Raw genomic sequence first — 18,098 nt, 5'->3', positions numbered from 1 at the left:
AAACCGGATAAGGAGAGGGGCAATCATGGACATGTCACGCGTCGCCGAGCAGGGGCTGGTTCTTCTGGGGTGCGGCAAGATGGGTTCGGCCATGCTCGCCGGTTGGCTGGAGCATGGCCTTCCTGCGTCAGCTGTCTGGGTGATTGATCCGTACCCCTCAGAATGGCTGAAGGCGCAGGGCGTCAATATCAACACTCCATTACCCGAGGCCCCGGCGGTCGTGCTGGTTGCCGTCAAGCCGCAAATGATGGGCGATGCGCTGCCATCGATCAAGGCGCTGGGCGGTGGCGGTAGCCTTTTCGTCTCGGTCGCTGCGGGTACGTCTATTGCAACCTTCGAGAATGTACTGGGCGAAGGCACTCCGATCGTGCGCGCCATGCCGAACACTCCGGCAGCAATCCGGCAGGGAATCACGGCGCTGATTGGCAATTTGGTTGCATCGGATGCTGATGTTTCTCTTGCCGAAAACCTGCTGTCCGCCATCGGCGACACAGTTCGCCTTGAGGAAGAATCGCAGATGGATGCGGTGACAGGTCTTAGTGGCTCTGGTCCGGCTTATGTCTTTCATCTGATCGAGACGCTGGCCGCTGCCGGGCAGGCTCAGGGTCTGCCGAACGATCTGGCGATGAAGCTGGCCAAATCCACGGTGGCCGGGGCAGGAGCTTTGGCAATGGCGGCCGACGAGGACCCTTCGCAACTGCGCGTCAACGTAACGTCGCCCAATGGTACGACGCAGGCCGCGCTTGAAGTGCTGATGCACGAGGAAGAAGGTTTCCCGGACCTGCTGCACCGCGCCGTCAAGGCCGCAACTGACCGATCCAAGGAGCTGTCCCGTGAGTGAGATTTCATTCGACGATTTTCTGAAGGTCGACATCCGCGTCGGCAAGGTCATCCGGGCAGAACCCTATCCTGAGGCCCGTAAGCCCGCGATCAAGATGTGGATCGACTTTGGTGACGATATTGGCGAGCGCCGAACCTCAGCCCAGATAACGGCGCATTACGATCCGGAGACGCTGGTGGGCAAACAGGTGATGGCCGTTGTCAATTTCCCGCCGCGCCAGATCGGCAAGTTCATGTCCGAGGTTCTGGTGCTGGGCCTGCCCGATGACAAGGGCGAGATCGTTCTGATCGGTCCGGATGGCGAGGTTCCAACCGGCGGACGGATACACTGATGAAACTTTTGATCGCACGCCCCATGACCGCCGCTGTCGAGGCGCGCGCCCGCGCCGAGTTCGACGTCGAAATCCGCAGCAGCACGTTGCCAATGTCGCCCGACGAAATGCGGCACGCATTGGCCGAATTTGATGTGGTCGTGCCCACCCTGGGCGATCAGTTTTCGGCCACAATTTTCGCGGAAGTGCCGCAACCGCGCTGCAAACTGCTGGCCAATTTCGGTGTGGGGTACAACCATATCGACGTCGCTGCCGCGCAGGCCGCAGGGGTTCAGGTCACTAACACCCCCGGTGCGGTTACCGATGCCACTGCTGACATCGCGATGACGTTGCTGTTGTCGACCGCGCGCCGCGCGGGCGAGGGGGAACGGCTGGTTCGTTCGGGCAAATGGCAAGGCTGGCATCCGACGCAAATGCTGGGGCATCATGTGACCGGAAAACGCGTTGGGATCGTCGGGATGGGCCGAATTGGTCAGGCCATTTCGTGGCGTTGTCATTTCGGTTTTGGGATGGACGTGGCGTACCAGTCGCGCACCCCGAAAGAGGTGGAGTTTCCCGCAGAAAACATACCAGACCTGAAAGAACTTGCGGCTGCGGTCGATTTCCTGGTGCTCGCCGTTCCAGGCGGTGCGCAAACGCGCCACCTGATCAATGCGCCGGTGCTGGAGGCGATGAAACCTTCGGGCATCTTGATCAACATCGCGCGCGGAGAAGTTGTGGACGAATCCTCCCTGATCGCTGCCCTGCAATCCGGTCAGATCGCAGGCGCCGGCCTTGATGTGTATGAGTTCGAACCCACCGTTCCGCAGGCCCTGCGCGATATGGAGAATGTGACGATACTGCCCCATCTTGGCACCGCGACCGAAGAGGTGCGCACCGATATGGGGCATATAGCGCTGGACAACGTTACTGCTTTCGTCGCGGGGCGATCTTTGCCGAACCCGGTCTAGCGCCCGACGGCCTCGCGCCAGTGTTTGCGGCACAGCGAAACATAAGTTTCATTGCCGCCGATCTGCACCTGCGCGCCCTCGGTGATGGCGTTGCCGTTTTCGTCTTGACGGATGACCATCGTCGCCTTGCGGCCGCATTCGCAAATGGTCCGCACTTCGCGCATCTCGTCTGCCAATGCCAGCAAGGCAGCGGAGCCGGGAAACAGGCAGCCCTGAAAATCCACGCGCAAGCCATAGGCAAGCACAGGCACCCGCAGGTCATCCACTGCACGGGCCAATTGCCAGACTTGCTCTTCGGTCAGAAATTGCGCCTCATCAATAAAGACGCAGGTGACGTTCCCTATTTTCAGGCGCTGTTCAATCATCGCAAAAACGTCGGTTTCGGCGGCGAACGTGTCCGCATCGGCCGATATGCCGATCCGCGACGCAATCCTGCCAACACCGGCCCGGCCATCAAGGGCCGCGGTCATCAAATAGGTGTCCATCCCCCTCTCACGGTAATTGTGCGAGGCTTGCAGCAACACGGTCGATTTTCCCGCGTTCATCGTCGAATAATTAAAGTATAGTTTTGCCATGGGTTGGGTCTAAAACGCCTGTCCAATTCGGGCAAGCCATCAATAGCCTTCAAAAAGCGACGCCGCCATTATCGTTGCGGAGGTCGAGCGTAAGCCCATTGGGGATGGATCCCCCCGCCCCAACAACGGCGACGCCGTCGGCCAACATGCGGCCTAACCGTAGCGGGACAAGAATACCGACCCGCAATCACTCATTACCGGCATTAAATGCCGCCACTCACTCACAAAACCCCCGCATATCTGAGGGATAGCCAACATATGACATTTCAATTATGAATCGAGTATGGGAATTTTCTTTTCCCTTTCCCCCGCAATGGCAGATTTAGTGGGGCGTGCAGGCAGAAAAGGTAAAAACATGGCAGATATCGGGGCCTACCTGAAAAAACACACAGAAGCGCTGGTTAAAGACGTGGGAATCGAATCCGCGTGCGAGATTACAGGCAAATCCAAAGCCACGTTGGGCCGTTATTATTCTGACAATGTCGAACATACTGATCGGTTCATGCCGGTCGATGCGGTGGCGCGGCTTGAGGCAGTGGCAAACTTCCCCCACGTCACCTCGGCGCTTGCCGATCTGAAAAATATCACCCTGTCCTATGACGGGCGCAATGACGACAGCCCCCGCACTGGTGGAGTGAATTCCGATGTCATCGCGCTGAGCCAGCGGTTTGCGATGCTGATGACCGAATATCAATCGGCGATCGAGGACGGCATCATCACGGTGAACGAAGCCAAGCGCCTGTTGAGGGAAACGAGCCAGCTGCAACAGGTCCTGTTGGACATGAAGCTGCATCTGGAAGAGGAAAGCGTGAGCTGAGGTTTCGGTGTGCACCGCCCAGGGATCAGGACGATGTTCCTGTGAACAACCCGCAACCTCTTCAGCAGTCTTTAGGTTGAATTGGATTTGAACAGGTGTGTTTCGTTTCATTTGTTCCGCAAGCGACTAGTGCACCATTCCAGTTACATCACCAAATGGTTCGGTAATGGCAAAATGCCTGATGCTTGATGTTGATGGTGTCCTCGTCGACGGTCGTCCCGGCGATGGTCTGCGATGGGACACTGATTTATCGAAGGATCTGGGACTAGATCCTAATCTGCTTGCGGAAGAGTTTTTCAAAACTGAATGGACTGCCATTGTCGAGGGACGGGCTGAACTCTTACCGATACTAGAGGCTGTTCTGAAGCGTGTTGCACCGACCATCAAAGCTCCTGATTTGATAGACTATTGGTTTAGAGGGGATTCAAGTATAGTCGAAACCACTGTTGCGGATGTGCAAGAGGCGAGACGCAAAGGCATACCTGTTTATCTTGCAACCAACCAGGATCACATGAGAGCAATCTATCTCATGCAGACAATGGCGCTCGGCGATGAAGTTGACGGCATCGTGTACTCAGCAAAAGCAGGGTGCAGAAAGCCAAAACCTGAGTTCTTCGCTTTCGCAGCGCGGGAGGTCGGGCGCCAACCGGGTGAACTTTTGCTGGTCGATGATACCCTGCCGAATATTGAGGCAGCCCGATCCGCAGGATGGAAGGCTGTCCATTGGGATGGAACCGAACGCCTTTCCACGATTCTACACCGCAGTGTAAGTTAAGCGGGTATTATACCTTTTGCGTCCCAATCAAGCGTTCCTAATGTCGTTTTGCGCGCTGTGGTGCGGCGTATCCTGGATTGTGATCGGTGTGTCGCGATGCCAAGAAGTCAACTGTGCCGTTTGACGATCACCGATCCAACCGAATACCCCGCACCGAACGAACAGATCAGGCCGACATCTCCCTCTGACAGGTCATCCGAATACTTGGAAAACGCGATGATGGACCCGGCCGAGGAGGTGTTGGCATAGTCCTGCAGGATGTTGGGCTGTTCGCTTGCTTCAGGCTCGCGGCCCAGCACTTTCTTACCAATGAAATCGTTCATCGTTTTGTTGGCCTGATGCAGCCACAGGCGTTTCAGGTCATCGCTGTTCACGCCTTCCGCGTCCATGTGATCCGAGATGTGCCTGCTGACCATCGGCAGCACCTCTTTGAAGACTTTGCGCCCGTTCTGCATGAACTGCATGTCACGACGGTCGACCACCCCGTCAGGGCGTGAACGGCGTAGGAAGCCGTTGTTGTTGCGGATATTGTTCGAGAATTCGGTCGCGCAGCGTGTCGATAAAATTTCGAAATGCGGACCCTTCGCGTCTTCGACCCGCTCGATCAAAGTGGCGGTGGCCACGTCGCCAAAGATGAAATGGCAATCGCGGTCGCGCCATTCCAGATGGCCTGAACAAATCTCGGGGTTTACCACCAATGCGGCGCGGACCGAGCCGGAGCGGACCATGTCTGCGGCGGCCTGAATCCCGAAAGTGGCTGAAGAACAGGCGACATTCATATCAAACCCGAACCCGTTGATCCCAAGCGCTTGCTGGATTTCGATCGCGACGGCGGGATAGGCGCGTTCGTGGTTAGACGCGGCACAGATCACCAGATCAACGTCCTCGGCGCTGCGCCCGGCTTGTTTCAGCGCTTTTTTGCAGGCATCCACGGCCATCTCGGTCATAATGCCCGGTTCGTCATCGCCACGTTGACGCAACAAGGGATGCATCACGTCAGGGTCTAGAACACCGTCCTTGTCCATCACATAGCGTTTCTCGATGCCGGAGGCCTTGAAGATGAACTCTTCCGATGAATGCTGCATCGGCTCAATCTCGCCTGCCGCGATTGCGTCTGCGTTTTGGGCGTTCATCTTGTCGGCATACTTATTGAAAGCCGTGACAAGCTCGGCGTTGGTGATGACGTTTTCGGGGGTGAAAACACCTGAACCAGTGATCGCGGGCGTGTACATGATAAGACCTGAATGTTTCGGATTCGCCCAAAATGCAGTCATATATGGGTTAGATCAAGAGACGTTGACCCAAGGGAATGTCAAAGTTTGCGCTGAAACCCACTTCACATCTTGAATAGTTCATATTTCGAAGTATATGCGGGGCCAAAGTTACAAACGGATTCACCGATGACCCATGACGACAGTGCGCTGATCCGCTGCCTCAGCCCCGAAGTGCAGGCGATGATGGGGGTCTATGCGCTGTACTGGAAACTGGAAGAAAGCCTGGACGCACTAGAGGTCGGGCTGAGCCATCAGGAATGCCATATGATGGTCAAGCTTGAGCGACCCAAACGCATGGGCGTTTTGGCTGCAGACATGCTGACGGTGCCGTCCACCATCACGTCAACCGCTGACGCGCTAGAAGAGGCAGGATACCTGACCCGCCAGCGCGATCCGGAGGACCGTCGGGCGTGGTTGTTGGTTCTGACCGACAAGGGGCTTGAGATGCGACAGGTTCTGATGTCCGAGGCGGGGGATCTGTTCCGCCGAGCCTCTGGGCTGGATGCTGACGAAACTGCCGAATTTGCACGACTGGCCCGGAAGATCCGGGAAAACATAATGAAAACAGGAATTCCTGAGGGATTGAAGAAATGAAACTCTTCACTGTACTGAGCGTCGCTCTGACCGTGTTTGCCACCTCTGTTTTGGCGCAGGATAGCGCCAAACCCGTAAAACTCATGATGGTCCAAGAGACATCGCCCGGTTTTTCGCGCCAGTTTTTTGGACGCGTCGCTGCGCGACAGACGGTCGACCTGGCCTTTCAGGTTTCCGGGCAAATCGTCGAAATGCCGGTGACCGAGGGGTTCGTGATACCCAAGGGCGAGCTGATCGCACAATTGGATCAGGAACCATTCCAGCGCCGCTATGACCGCGCTGTCCTGCAAAAGGATCAGGCAGATCGTACCGTCGCCCGCCTTTCCCGTCTGCGCGGAACTACAGCCAGTCAGGTGGCAGTGGATGACGCGGAAACCGAAGCGCAACTGGCGGATATCGCCGTCCGCGATGCAGAATACGATCTGGAACATGCAACACTCACTGCTCCGTTTGACGCGCTGGTCTCACGCCGAACGGTCGAGGCTTTTACGACTGTAAACGCAGGGGCGCCCATCGTGCGTATCCACGATATGTCCGAATTGCGGATTGAAGTAGATGTTCCGGAAATCCTGTTCCAACGATCGGGTCAGGAAGATGACATTGCGATTACGGCGAAGTTTCCAACCAGCGACGAGGTCTTCCCTCTGCAGATCCGGGAATTTGACGCCGAAACCTCGAGCGTGGGTCAGACTTTCCGCATCCAATTTGGCCTCACGCCACCTGAAGGATTGCAGATTTTGCCGGGTTCGTCAGTGACCGTGAATGTGAAGGTCCAGGACGCTCGGACAGGTATCGTTGTGCCTGCAACGGCCATCATTTCGGACGCAGAGGGCGGTCTGGGTGTCATGGTGTTTTCACCGGTTGGGGCCGATGAAGGCGCCGTCCAGCTTGTGCCGGTTACCATCGAACCCACGCAGACCGGCGAAGTCCGTGTTCTGACAGGGTTGAACGATGGCGATGAGATCGTCGTCGCGGGTGGCAGCACCTTGACAGATGGTCAAGCCGTTCGCCGCTTTGCTGGCTTTGCGAACTGAAGGGCGGGTCGATGAACATTGCGCGCGCATCCATTGATCGCCCGATCTATACGTGGCTGATAATCCTGATCGCCCTGTTTGGTGGCGTCTGGGGTTTCCTGTCGTTGGGACGTCTGGAAGATCCGGCCTTCACCATCAAAAACGCGGTCATCGTGACCCAATATCCCGGTGCAACCGCTGAACAGGTGGCGCTGGAGGTATCCGAGCCACTAGAATCCGCCATCCAGCAAATGGGTGAGGTTGATACGATCACATCCGTGAACCAGCCCGGTCTTTCGCTGATCGAGGTTGAGATCCAATCAACATATGACGGAACCGAATTACCTGAAATCTGGACCAAACTGCGCGCCAAAGTGCGTGATACGGCCCGCAGTCTGCCCTCCGGTGTGCAGGCACCGCTGGTCAATGACAGGTTCGGCGATGTGTTCGGACTGTTCTATGCGGTAACGGCTGATGGGTTTTCAGACGCTGAAAAACACGAACTGTCGACCTACTTGCGGCGCGAATTGCTGACCGTCGAAGGCGTCGCAGACGTAGAAGTGATGGGCCTGCCGCAAGAGGCGATCTTTGTGGAGCCCGATCTGGCCATCTCGGTGAACCAGAATGTGCCACTGCAGTCCCTCAACGAGGCCATTGCCAATGCGGATTCGGTGAACGCTTCGGGCTCGGTCCGCTCAGAGAATGACCGCACGACCATCCTGACTGCCGAAGGGTCGGACAGTGTCTCAGCGATTGCGGGATTGTCGGTTGGCTCGCAAGGGCAGGTGATCAACCTGTTTGATATGTCCGACGTGTATCGTGGTCGCCAGACCGACCCCGAGGTGATGATCCGGTTCAACGGCACCGAAGCTTTCACATTGGGCATTGCGGGTCTGTCCACCGAGAACATTGTCGAGGTCGGCAAACGCGCTGATGCAAAATTCGCCGAGCTGGACTCGCAAATCCCGTTTGGCGTCGAAATCCTGCCGATCTACCAACAGCACGTGGTGGTCGAGCAGGCCTCGAATGACTTTCTGGTAAATCTGGCCATGTCCGTGACCATTGTGGTTATCGTACTCGCGGTGTTTATGGGATGGCGCGCGGCGGTTGTTGTCGGCTCGACCCTTTTGTTGACCGTGGTGGGAACGCTTCTGTTCATGTCGATGTTCTCGATCGAGATGGAGCGGATTTCACTGGGTGCGCTGATCATCGCAATGGGTATGCTGGTGGATAACGCGATCGTTGTTGCCGAGGGCATGCAGATTGCGATGCTGCGCGGAAAAAACTCGCGCGATGCCGCGGATGAGGCTGCCTCCAAGACGCAAATCCCGTTGTTGGGCGCGACCGTCATCGGGATCATGGCCTTTGCAGGGATCGGTCTCAGCCCCGATGCGACGGGCGAGTTCCTGTTCTCTCTGTTTGCGGTGATCGGTATTTCACTGCTGCTGAGCTGGGTGCTGGCTCTGACGGTGACACCAATGCTGGGCCACTATTTCTTCAAGCAGGGTGAGGCAGGCGCTGTGGATGCCTATGGCGGGATCATGTTCCGTGTCTACGGCAGCATCCTGCGCTGGGCGCTCCGGTTCCGCTGGCTGGTTGTTGCCGGTTTGATTAGCGTCACTGTTGCCTGTTTCGCCGGGTTTGGACTGGTCAAACAGCAGTTCTTCCCGGATTCGAACACGCCGCTGTTCTTCGTGCACTACAAACTGCCGCAAGGTACGCCCATCGCGCGAACGGCCGAGGATATGGCTGTATTCGAAGAATGGCTGGACAAACGCGACGATGTCGTTGCCGTCACCACATTTGTTGGGCAGGGGGCAACCCGGTTTCTGCTGACCTATTCGGCAGAGAAACCGAACCCCAGCTATGGCCACATGATCATCCGTACAGAAACTCTGGATGACATTCCCGCATTGCAGGCTGATCTAGAGGCGTTTGGCTCGGCTCAATTCCCCGAAGGTGAGTTCCGCACCAAGCGTCTGATCTTTGGCCCTGGCGGCGGTGATCCGATCCAGGCCCGGTTCTCGGGTAGTGATCCGGCCGTTCTGCGGCAGCTTGCGGACGAAGCGATTCAGCGGATGCGCGGTGCGTCCGAGAACGCTTTGCATGTCTATCAGGACTGGCGTGAGAAAGAACTGGCGGTTCAGCCTATCTATGCGACAGAACGAGCGCAGACTGCCGGTGTCACCCGTGAAGACATCGCCGGAACGCTGCAATTTTCGACCGATGGCATCAGGGCGGGTGTATTCCGGGAACGCGACCGTTTGATCCCGATCATTATCCGCCGGCCTGCGGACGGAGATTACTCGATCGTCGATCAGGTCGTGTACTCGGACCAGTCCGAAAAGTTTGTGCCAATCGAACAGATGGTCGACGGGTTCGAGTACAAATCGCTCAACACGCTGGTTCATCGTCGTGACCGGGTGTTGACCATTACCGTCGGCGCCGAAATTCCGGCGGGTCTGACGGCGGCTCAGGTCCACTCGGAAGTGCGCGCTGCCATCGAAGAGATGGAACTGCCCGCAGGGTATCGCATGGAGTGGGGTGGCGAGTTCGAGAACGCCGGTGACGCCAATGAAAGCCTGGGCCGTCAGTTGCCGGTCAGCCTGCTGATCATGGTGCTGATTTCGGTGCTGATTTTTAACGCCATCCGTCAGCCGATTATCATCTGGTTGCTGGTGCCGATGTCCGTGAATGGTGTGGTCATTGGACTGCTGGGCACGGGTCTGCCGTTCACCTTCACGGCGCTGCTGGGGTTGCTCAGCCTGTCAGGGATGCTGATCAAGAACGGCATTGTTTTGGTTGAGGAAATCGATCTGGCCCGTGAAACCGGCAAAGGCCTGCGCGAGTCGATCATCGAGGCTTCGGTCTCACGTCTGCGCCCCGTGATGCTGGCCGCAATCACCACTATTCTGGGCATGGCGCCATTGCTGACGGATGCGTTTTTCAAATCCATGGCGGTGACGATTATGGGTGGCTTGGCCTTCGCGACAATCCTGACGATGGTCGCAGCGCCCGTCTTCTACATGATCTTCTTCGCGCGGGACGAAAAGCGTGAGATGAAGACAGCGCAAGCCTGACAAAGATTGCCAGCAGGCGCGTCAGCAAAATTCAAACCTGGCCGGGGTCTTCTCTGGCCGGGTCATTTGCCCAGTCGACGGCTTCAAACGCAGATTGGGTGCTTGGTGCTTTCACGAGATTGGGCATGGCTCCTGGGTCGTAGCTTCGCCATGGGCTCGACGTGATCGCCTTGCAATGCCAAATGCCATGCTCTTTAGGGGTGATCAAGCTTCCACGCGACCTTAACAGGCCGATCGAGTGAATGTGCCATGAAGAAAACCACAGCGGACCGGAAGGAACGATACAGTACTTGGCCCTACACAGTTTGTCGCCGGTTGTTTTGCGTATGTGGTCTAAATGGCGGAAATCCTCGGTGAGGCCAGAAATGGGGTATCTCCATTCAACGCCTAGACGGATCAATCCTGTTGGCCGCTCCCGAGTTAGGTCGAAAATCCTGCCTTTCTTGCTCCATACCAATTCGTCAATGTCGCACTGCAATACGGCGCGGGAACCGGAAAGAAATCTAATTCGCGCGATATTCAAAAGGGTGGTCTGCAAAAACTCGGTATTGTATCGTAGCTTTCCCTTTTTGTCGCGCGTCGCTAACCCGAAGCGAAACGGGGCAGATAACACAACAGGATCTGCGATCCCGCCCCTCTTTAGCGCATCACGAATATCGTCCAGACCATACCGGGAAGAAGCATTGTCAAAGAACAACATCTGCTCCAGCCCATGCACCTGACAATGGTAGCGTGCAAAATCTTCGATCCACGTCAGGTCGTTGTCACGCGACAGGGTTACGGCAACGTTTTTCCCAGTAAACGGGACCGAGTCTTGCCGGACCGAATTCACCGAAGATTCAACACGTGACCCACTCCAGTCAAATGCCAGCGTACTGGGCTGTTCAGTTGCCCGGAATATCAGGGCGTCATAGAATTCATGGGGTTTCAGGCGGAATTTTCCCGCCTTTTCTCCATCCAGGAAAAACTGACCTTCCTGGATGACATGATAAAGACCAAACAACTTGGGGCAGATCACCGTCAGGCGCCCTTTGGCCCAAAAGGCGTCATACCAGAACGTGTCAAAGTCATACAGGTGTTCAGTGTAGTCCGGGCCGGTATGGCCCGGTTTCATTTCGCGACACAGACCGAGTTCCGTCAGGCTGCTGGCGGCAAGAACTGGATGGCGTGGCTTTGTCAATGTCGTGGCCTCTAAACCTTTTTGCGTTTTCACGTCGACATTGCCTTTGCATTGCGCAGTTTAACTAGTCTCCCGAATCCATTTTCGGGTCATAGTGATAGTAAAACAGGACAGTTTATTCCCGTCCGGGTCGCACAGATAGGTGACATATAAATCAGGCGCATAACAGTCCCGTGTGCAGGGTGGGCCTGCATCCACACCACCGTGCTCCTGCCCCACGGTATGAAACTCTCTGACCTTGGGGGCGCTTTGCACCGGAAACGCGATCATCGTGCCGTTGCGCACATTGGCAGGGTTCACATCCAAGGGCGTGCAAATCTAAAAAACGGTCTCATCATCTGGTTCGCTTCCCAGCCTGAACGATCCTCTATCCACCCCGAAAGGCGCGGCAGTTCCAGAACGGTAAAGACTGCGTCCTAAAACCGAACAGCCTGTGGCAGGTCATTGGTCCCATAGGTGGCATAAAGGCGCACGCTTTCCCCACTTTACGGTCAGTGCCACGCGTCCCTCATACCGACGGGTTAAAGAAATGCAGCATTGAAAGCTGTTTCTAGATCAACGGGACCAAGGGTACATCACACGCTGCAAGCGTCATCATTGCGGCGAAAACCATAAACCTGCGCATTTGTTTTTTCCTTCTGCTCAATCACAGAAAAGATGCGCGCCCGGCGACATAAGGTCAACGGGCGCGCGAAACGTTCGGTCGTGTAAGCAGGTTAAGGCCGATCAGCCCTGCAGCGATCTAACCTCGACATCACCCTCGGTCTGCGCCTTGATCGCCAGTGCGGCGGCGTGGCTTGCGGCAGCTGTCGTGTAGTATGGGATCTTGTCATACAGTGCGATGGATCGGATGGCTTTGCTGTCCTCAACCGCTTGAGCACCTTCGGTGGTGTTCATCAACAGCTGAACCTGGCCGTCTTTCAACATATCGACCACGTCCGGGCGGCCCTCATAGACCTTGTTCACGATCTCACAGGCAACGCCCTGCTCGGCCAGCCAGCTTTGTGTGCCGCGGGTCGCGACAAGCGAGAAGCCTTGTTCCGTCAGAACTTGAGCGGCTTCAAGCATAGCGGCACCTTTATCGGCGTCCTTGATCGAGATAAATGCGCGACCCGAGGACGGTAGAACCATGCCTGCGCCCATCTGCGCCTTGAGGAAAGCACGCGGGAAGTCGCGGTCCCAGCCCATGACCTCGCCAGTGGAACGCATTTCCGGGCCCAGAATGGTGTCAACGCCGGGGAAGCGGGCAAAAGGCAAAACAGCCTCTTTCACCGAGAACCACGGCATGTCCGGATCGGCCAGCGTCATCTGGTCGGCAATCTTGGTGTCCTGACCTTCCTTATAAGCGGGGCGCATGGGGAAGTTCGACAGTTTCTCACCGGCCATGACGCGCGCTGCAATCGAAGCAATTGCGCTGTCGGTCGCCTTGGCCACAAACGGTACTGTCCGCGAGGCGCGCGGGTTCACTTCGATCAGGTAGATCTCATCGTCCTTGATCGCGAACTGCACATTCATCAGGCCGACAACGTTCAGTGCCTTGGCCAGCTTGAACGTCTGGCCCTTGATCTGATCGATAATCTCTGCCGATAGCGAGTAGGGCGGCAGCGAACAGGCCGAGTCGCCGGAATGTACGCCCGCCTCTTCGATATGCTGCATGATGCCCGCAACATGCACGTCGGTACCATCGCACAGCGCATCCACGTCCAGCTCGACCGCACCGGCCAAGTAGCTGTCCAGCAGCACAGGGCTGTCGCCCGAGACGACCACGGCCTCGTTGATGTAGCGCCTCAGTTGATCCATATCGCGCACGATTTCCATCGCACGACCGCCCAAAACGTAAGAGGGGCGGATCACCAGCGGGAAACCGATCTCTTCAGCAATATCCAGCGCTTGCGCGTCGGTTGAAGCGATGCCGTTTCTGGGCTGTTTCAGGCCCAGATCATTAACCAGCGCCTGAAAGCGTTCACGGTCTTCGGCCAGATCGATGGCATCCGGCGTGGTGCCCAGGATCGGGATGCCTTCGGCTTCCAGCGCGTTGGCTAGTTTCAGGGGGGTCTGACCGCCGTACTGAACAATCACGCCGTGCAGGGTGCCGTTTTCCTGTTCCTTCGTCAGGATTTCCATGACGTGTTCGAAAGTCAAAGGTTCAAAATACAGACGATCCGAGGTGTCGTAGTCGGTCGACACGGTCTCGGGGTTGCAGTTGATCATGATGGTTTCATAACCAGCGTCGGTCAGCGCGAAACAGGCGTGGCAGCAGCAATAGTCGAACTCGATGCCCTGACCAATCCGGTTCGGGCCACCGCCAAGGATGACGACTTTCTTGCGGTCAGACGGACGCGCCTCGCATTCTACGTCACCCATCATGGGGGCTTCGTAGGTCGAGTACATATAGGGCGTCTGCGCCTCGAACTCCGCGGCGCAGGTGTCGATGCGTTTGAACACGGCTGTAACGCCCAGATTGCGGCGCGCCCGGCGGACGTTGTCTTCGTCACGACCAGTCAGATTTCCCAAACGCGCGTCAGTAAAGCCCAGCATCTTGAGCTTACGGATGCCTTCCTCGGTCACGGGCAGGCCGTCTTTGCGTACTTGGCGTTCGGCTTCGATGATCTCGCGGATACGGGCAAGGAACCAAGGGTCGAACTTGGTGACGCCAAAGATCTCATCATCGGTCAGCCCGTGGCGCATTGCTTGAGCAATGGTGCGCAGACGGTCAGGCGTCTGCTGGCTGATTGCCTTGATAACGGCGGCCTTGTCGACGGCTTCGTCCCAGACGCCTACGTTCAGGCCGGGGATTTCAATCTCATCAAACCCGGTCAGGCCCGATTCCATTGAAGCCAGCGCCTTTTGCATCGATTCGTGGATAGTGCGGCCGATGGACATCGCCTCACCCACCGATTTCATCGCGGTGGTCAGGTAGGGCTCGGAGCCGGGGAACTTCTCGAACGCGAATTTTGGGATCTTGGTGACAACATAGTCGATGGTCGGCTCAAAGCTGGCCGGGGTGACCTTGGTGATGTCGTTGTCCAACTCGTCCAGCGTGTAGCCCACAGCCAGCTTGGCGGCGATCTTGGCAATCGGGAAACCGGTTGCCTTTGACGCCAACGCCGAAGACCGCGATACGCGCGGGTTCATCTCGATCACGACCATCCGTCCGTCGACCGGGTTGATCGCCCATTGCACGTTCGATCCGCCGGTCTCGACCCCGATCTCGCGTAGTACGGCAATCGAGTGATTGCGCATGACCTGGTATTCTTTGTCGGTCAGCGTCAGGGCCGGGGCAACGGTGATCGAGTCACCCGTGTGCACGCCCATTGGGTCGATGTTTTCGATGGAACAGACGATGATGGCATTGTCGGCGGTGTCGCGCACCACTTCCATCTCGTATTCTTTCCATCCCAAAAGGCTTTCGTCGATTAGGATCTGGCCCACTGGCGAGGCATCCATGCCGGTGCGACAAATATGGATATAGTCTTCGCGGTTATACGCCACGCCGCCGCCTGTGCCGCCCAGCGTAAAGGCGGGGCGAATGATGGCGGGTAAGCCGACATTTTCAAGGGTTTCGAGGGCCAGCGCCACACCGGCGTCCAGGTCTTTCTTGCCGCTTTCGTTCTTGGGGGCAGTCACGATCTCGGCCTTGGGATTTTCGATGCCCAGCCGGTCCATCGCCTCGCGGAACAAGGCGCGGTCTTCGGCCATTTCAATGGCGTCGCGCTTGGCACCGATCATCTCGACGCCAAACTTGTCCAGCACGCCCATCTCTTCCAGCGCGAGCGAGGTGTTCAGGCCGGTCTGCCCGCCCATGGTGGGCAGCAGCGCGTCGGGGCGTTCTTTTTCAATGATCTTGGCGACAACTTCTGGCGTGATCGGTTCGACATATGTCGCGTCGGCCAGCCCGGGGTCGGTCATGATCGTGGCGGGGTTTGAGTTCACCAGAATGACCCGGTATCCTTCTTCCCGTAGTGCCTTGCAGGCCTGAGCGCCGGAATAGTCGAACTCGCAAGCCTGACCAATAACAATGGGGCCCGCCCCGATGATCATGATCGACTGAATGTCGGTTCTTCTCGGCATGGCCACGTTCCTTCGATTGTCCGCGATTCAGGGCACCCCCAAGCGCCCAAATTGTCCTGCGTTATAGGGACCGCGCGAAAAGGTGCAAGGGGGATCGGAAACAGGGGCGAAATTGCCGCTTTCCCCCCTTTCCCTTGGCGGCGTATTCTCTATACCGCGCAGCACGGCAAATGAGGATGCAATTGCGTATTCGTTTTGATCAGGGACCAGCCGGGTCAGGAACCAGTTTTGACCGGCCAGCCGAGATGATCCGCGCGGACAATGCGGAGGACGTGCCCCAAGCGTTGGAGGCGCTGGACGAGGCGCGCGCGCAAGGGGCTTGGTTGGCTGGCTATGCTAGCTATGAGCTGGGGTACGTGCTGGAACCGCGCCTGTCTGACCGCATGCCAGATGGCCGTCGGCTGCCTTTACTATGCTTCGGCGTTTATGATCACCCCATTCAGCGGGAATTGCCCGCTGCATCCGGTGGGGTGACCCATTTTGAACCGCGCTGGGACGAGGCGCGGTACACGCAGGCGTTTCAACATGTGCATGACGCCATTGGGGCAGGGGATATTTATCAGGCCAACCTGACATTCCCGATTGATATGACCGTACAGGGCAACAGCGCCGCGCTTTATGCCGCGCTCACAGCCGGACAGCCCGTAGGTCACGGCGCCCTGATCCAGCAGGATGGGTTGCCCGATCTACTCAGCCGGTCTCCTGAGCTATTCTTTCGCACGAACGCGGACCGCAGGATCGAAACCCGTCCAATGAAGGGGACCCAACCCCGCAGCGAGGATATGGCTGAAGACGCCCGGCGTCGCGCGTTCCTGGCGATCGACGAAAAGAACCGGGCTGAAAACCTGATGATCGTCGATCTGTTGCGCAACGATATCAGCCGCGTCGCGATGCCCGGATCCGTTAAGGTGCCCGAACTGTTCAAGGTCGAAACCTATGCGACCGTGCATCAGATGATCTCGCTGGTGCAGGCGCAGCTGCATATGGGCGCCGAGCTGTCCGATATCCTGACGGCTCTGTTTCCCTGCGGTTCCATCACCGGTGCCCCCAAAATTCGAGCCATGGAGATTCTGTCCGATCTCGAACCCTGGCCTCGCGATGTTTATTGCGGTGCGATCGGCTGGGCCGCGCCGGACGGGCGTTCAGAATTCAACGTGGCGATCCGGACGCTGATGGTCGAGGATGGCGCGGCCACCCTCAACGTCGGCGGTGGAGTGATTTGGGACAGCACGGCCCCATCGGAATATGAGGAAGCGCTATGGAAAGCTCGCTTTGCCCACCAGCTGACCCTGACTTCCGCCTGATCGAAACACTGGCCTTTCGATCTGGGCAAGGGTTCGTTCGCCGAGATCGACATCTATCCCGTATGGCTCGGTCAGCTGCGGCCATGGGCATTCCTTTCGATGCGGGCGCCGCTATCCAGGCACTGGACAATGTCGTAGGGCAATCACCTCAGCGTTGCCGGCTTACGCTGGCAGTTGATGGAACATACGATGTGACAACCGGAGTACTGGCCGGTAACCCACCATTATGGCGGGTCGCGGTCACCGATATGCGGCTTGCCGCGTCGGATGTTTGGTTGCAGCACAAGACAACACAACGCGCGGTTTATGACACCGCCCGCGCATCGCTGCCGGACGGAATAGACGAATTTCTGTTCCTGAACGAACGTGACGAACTGTGCGAAGGGACCATCACCAACCTGTTCCTGCACATGCCGGACGGCCGACGTCTGACGCCAAAGCTGACCTGCGGATTGCTTCCGGGAATTCTGCGTGAAGAACTGATTGATAATAAACAGGTTACCGAAAGCGTCTTGTTCTTGATCGATCTGAAAAACGCGGAAAAAGTTTTCGTAGGGAATTCCTTACGTGGCCTGATCCGGGCGGAGTTGGCGGTATTGTGAGCAAACAAAGCGATTGGGCGCATGAAGGGGCGCATCACGGGCGGCTACGGCTGGAGTTCGGTCTGTTCTTTGTCGCAGTACCAGTTCTGATCGCGGTCTTTTTCCCTCCGAATTGGATGTTTCCGTCGCTGTTCACCTTCACGGCCATCGGTATCATCCTGCTCCATTACACGCCCGGTTTTACTTGGTCCGAACTTCGGTACAACTGGCGCAATTGGACGTGGCGCGAAATCGCTCTTTTTGCTGTTGCCATGACGGCGTTTTGCTCGGCGGTCGTTATGGCGATGCGACCGGACGTTGCATTTCGCATGCTTCTCTACCGGCCCGAATTCCTGGCAGTGATCTGGCTGGCGTACCCGATCGCTTCGGCTCTGCCGCAAGAGCTTCTGTTCCGATCACTGTTTTTCCGCCGCTACCAGGCGATCCTTCCAAACGGGAAGGCGGCTTACCTACTGAACGCGTCCCTGTTTTCGCTGGCCCACCTGATGTACTGGAGCTGGATTGTCGCCATCATGACCTTTGGCGGAGGACTGTTGTTCACTTGGGCCTACCGCCAACGCGGGTCGTTTTTCTACGCGGTCCTGCTGCACGCTATTGCGGGGAATGTTATCTTTGCGGCGGGTCTGGGCATCTATTTCTATTCCGGCAATGTGCAAAGGCCGTTTTGACGGCGCGACCTGCCTTGACTTTC

15 protein-coding genes are annotated in these 18,098 nt (G+C 57.2%); 11 read left to right on the top strand and 4 right to left on the bottom strand.

Annotated elements, in window-relative coordinates; all coding sequences use genetic code 11:
* The first annotated feature begins 25 nt into the window (after positions 1–25).
* Genes proC through AC2FJE_RS07830 form a run of 3 tightly spaced genes read left to right on the top strand, consistent with a single transcriptional unit; the run spans position 26 to position 2,122 of the window.
* Entirely contained in the window at positions 26–841 is an 816-nt protein-coding gene (gene proC, locus AC2FJE_RS07840; RefSeq protein ID WP_496760836.1) for a pyrroline-5-carboxylate reductase, read from the top strand.
* Complete coding sequence (locus AC2FJE_RS07835; RefSeq protein WP_496760835.1) at positions 834–1,172, top strand: tRNA-binding protein; 339 nt, start codon at positions 834–836, stop codon at positions 1,170–1,172. Before proC ends, AC2FJE_RS07835 begins: the two co-directional genes overlap by 8 nt.
* Positions 1,172–2,122, top strand: a complete 951-nt coding sequence (locus AC2FJE_RS07830; protein WP_496724035.1) for a 2-hydroxyacid dehydrogenase — start codon at positions 1,172–1,174, stop codon at positions 2,120–2,122. Before AC2FJE_RS07835 ends, AC2FJE_RS07830 begins: the two co-directional genes overlap by 1 nt.
* On the opposite strand, the gene AC2FJE_RS07825 is transcribed toward AC2FJE_RS07830, so the two are convergent.
* Positions 2,119–2,697, bottom strand: a complete 579-nt coding sequence (locus AC2FJE_RS07825; protein WP_496760834.1) for a thymidine kinase — start codon at positions 2,695–2,697, stop codon at positions 2,119–2,121. The genes AC2FJE_RS07830 and AC2FJE_RS07825 overlap by 4 nt on opposite strands.
* Positions 2,698–3,052: 355 nt before the next feature.
* Between AC2FJE_RS07825 and AC2FJE_RS07820 the strand changes: the two genes are divergently transcribed.
* On the top strand, positions 3,053–3,514 hold the full coding sequence (locus AC2FJE_RS07820; RefSeq protein ID WP_058275729.1) for a hypothetical protein: 462 nt from the start codon (positions 3,053–3,055) through the stop codon (positions 3,512–3,514).
* 181 nt (positions 3,515–3,695) lie between these two features.
* The gene (locus tag AC2FJE_RS07815; protein ID WP_496755234.1) at positions 3,696–4,289 is read left to right on the top strand and encodes an HAD-IA family hydrolase; all 594 of its coding nucleotides are present in this window, start codon (positions 3,696–3,698) and stop codon (positions 4,287–4,289) included.
* Between the two features lie 107 nt (positions 4,290–4,396).
* On the opposite strand, the gene AC2FJE_RS07810 is transcribed toward AC2FJE_RS07815, so the two are convergent.
* Positions 4,397–5,521 (bottom strand): beta-ketoacyl-ACP synthase III, encoded by a 1,125-nt coding sequence (locus AC2FJE_RS07810; RefSeq protein WP_496755232.1) that lies wholly within the window; start codon positions 5,519–5,521, stop codon positions 4,397–4,399.
* A 168-nt stretch (positions 5,522–5,689) separates the two neighbouring features.
* Here AC2FJE_RS07810 and AC2FJE_RS07805 point away from each other — a divergent pair, with 168 nt between their 5' ends.
* From AC2FJE_RS07805 to AC2FJE_RS07795, 3 genes are read left to right on the top strand one after another with little or no spacing between them, the layout of a single operon-like run.
* A complete protein-coding gene (locus AC2FJE_RS07805; protein WP_058275550.1) occupies positions 5,690–6,157 on the top strand; it encodes a MarR family winged helix-turn-helix transcriptional regulator in 468 nt (155 codons plus the stop codon).
* Entirely contained in the window at positions 6,154–7,191 is a 1,038-nt protein-coding gene (locus AC2FJE_RS07800; RefSeq protein WP_058275551.1) for an efflux RND transporter periplasmic adaptor subunit, read from the top strand. The genes AC2FJE_RS07805 and AC2FJE_RS07800 overlap by 4 nt, the downstream gene beginning before the upstream one ends.
* 11 nt (positions 7,192–7,202) lie before the next feature.
* Entirely contained in the window at positions 7,203–10,250 is a 3,048-nt protein-coding gene (locus AC2FJE_RS07795) for an efflux RND transporter permease subunit (RefSeq protein WP_496755230.1), read from the top strand.
* 31 nt (positions 10,251–10,281) lie between these two features.
* Here AC2FJE_RS07795 and AC2FJE_RS07790 read toward each other — a convergent pair whose 3' ends face one another.
* Positions 10,282–11,463, bottom strand: coding sequence for a hypothetical protein (locus tag AC2FJE_RS07790; RefSeq protein WP_496755228.1), 1,182 nt, complete (start codon positions 11,461–11,463; stop codon positions 10,282–10,284).
* Between the two features lie 693 nt (positions 11,464–12,156).
* Positions 12,157–15,501 (bottom strand): carbamoyl-phosphate synthase large subunit, encoded by a 3,345-nt coding sequence (gene carB, locus AC2FJE_RS07785; RefSeq protein WP_496760833.1) that lies wholly within the window; start codon positions 15,499–15,501, stop codon positions 12,157–12,159.
* 176 nt (positions 15,502–15,677) lie between these two features.
* Here carB and AC2FJE_RS07780 point away from each other — a divergent pair, with 176 nt between their 5' ends.
* From AC2FJE_RS07780 to AC2FJE_RS07770, 3 genes are read left to right on the top strand one after another with little or no spacing between them, the layout of a single operon-like run.
* The gene (locus tag AC2FJE_RS07780) at positions 15,678–16,805 is read left to right on the top strand and encodes an aminodeoxychorismate synthase component I (RefSeq protein WP_282168952.1); all 1,128 of its coding nucleotides are present in this window, start codon (positions 15,678–15,680) and stop codon (positions 16,803–16,805) included.
* Positions 16,760–17,407, top strand: coding sequence for an aminotransferase class IV family protein (locus AC2FJE_RS07775; protein WP_496760832.1), 648 nt, complete (start codon positions 16,760–16,762; stop codon positions 17,405–17,407). Before AC2FJE_RS07780 ends, AC2FJE_RS07775 begins: the two co-directional genes overlap by 46 nt.
* A complete protein-coding gene (locus AC2FJE_RS07770; RefSeq protein WP_496755224.1) occupies positions 17,404–18,075 on the top strand; it encodes a CPBP family intramembrane glutamic endopeptidase in 672 nt (223 codons plus the stop codon). Before AC2FJE_RS07775 ends, AC2FJE_RS07770 begins: the two co-directional genes overlap by 4 nt.
* Positions 18,076–18,098 lie beyond the last annotated feature (23 nt).

The organism is Ruegeria sp. CDSC002 (genome assembly GCF_059610905.1).
The sequence above is the reverse complement of the archived record's forward strand: the minus strand, read 5'-3'. Positions and strand labels throughout refer to the sequence as shown.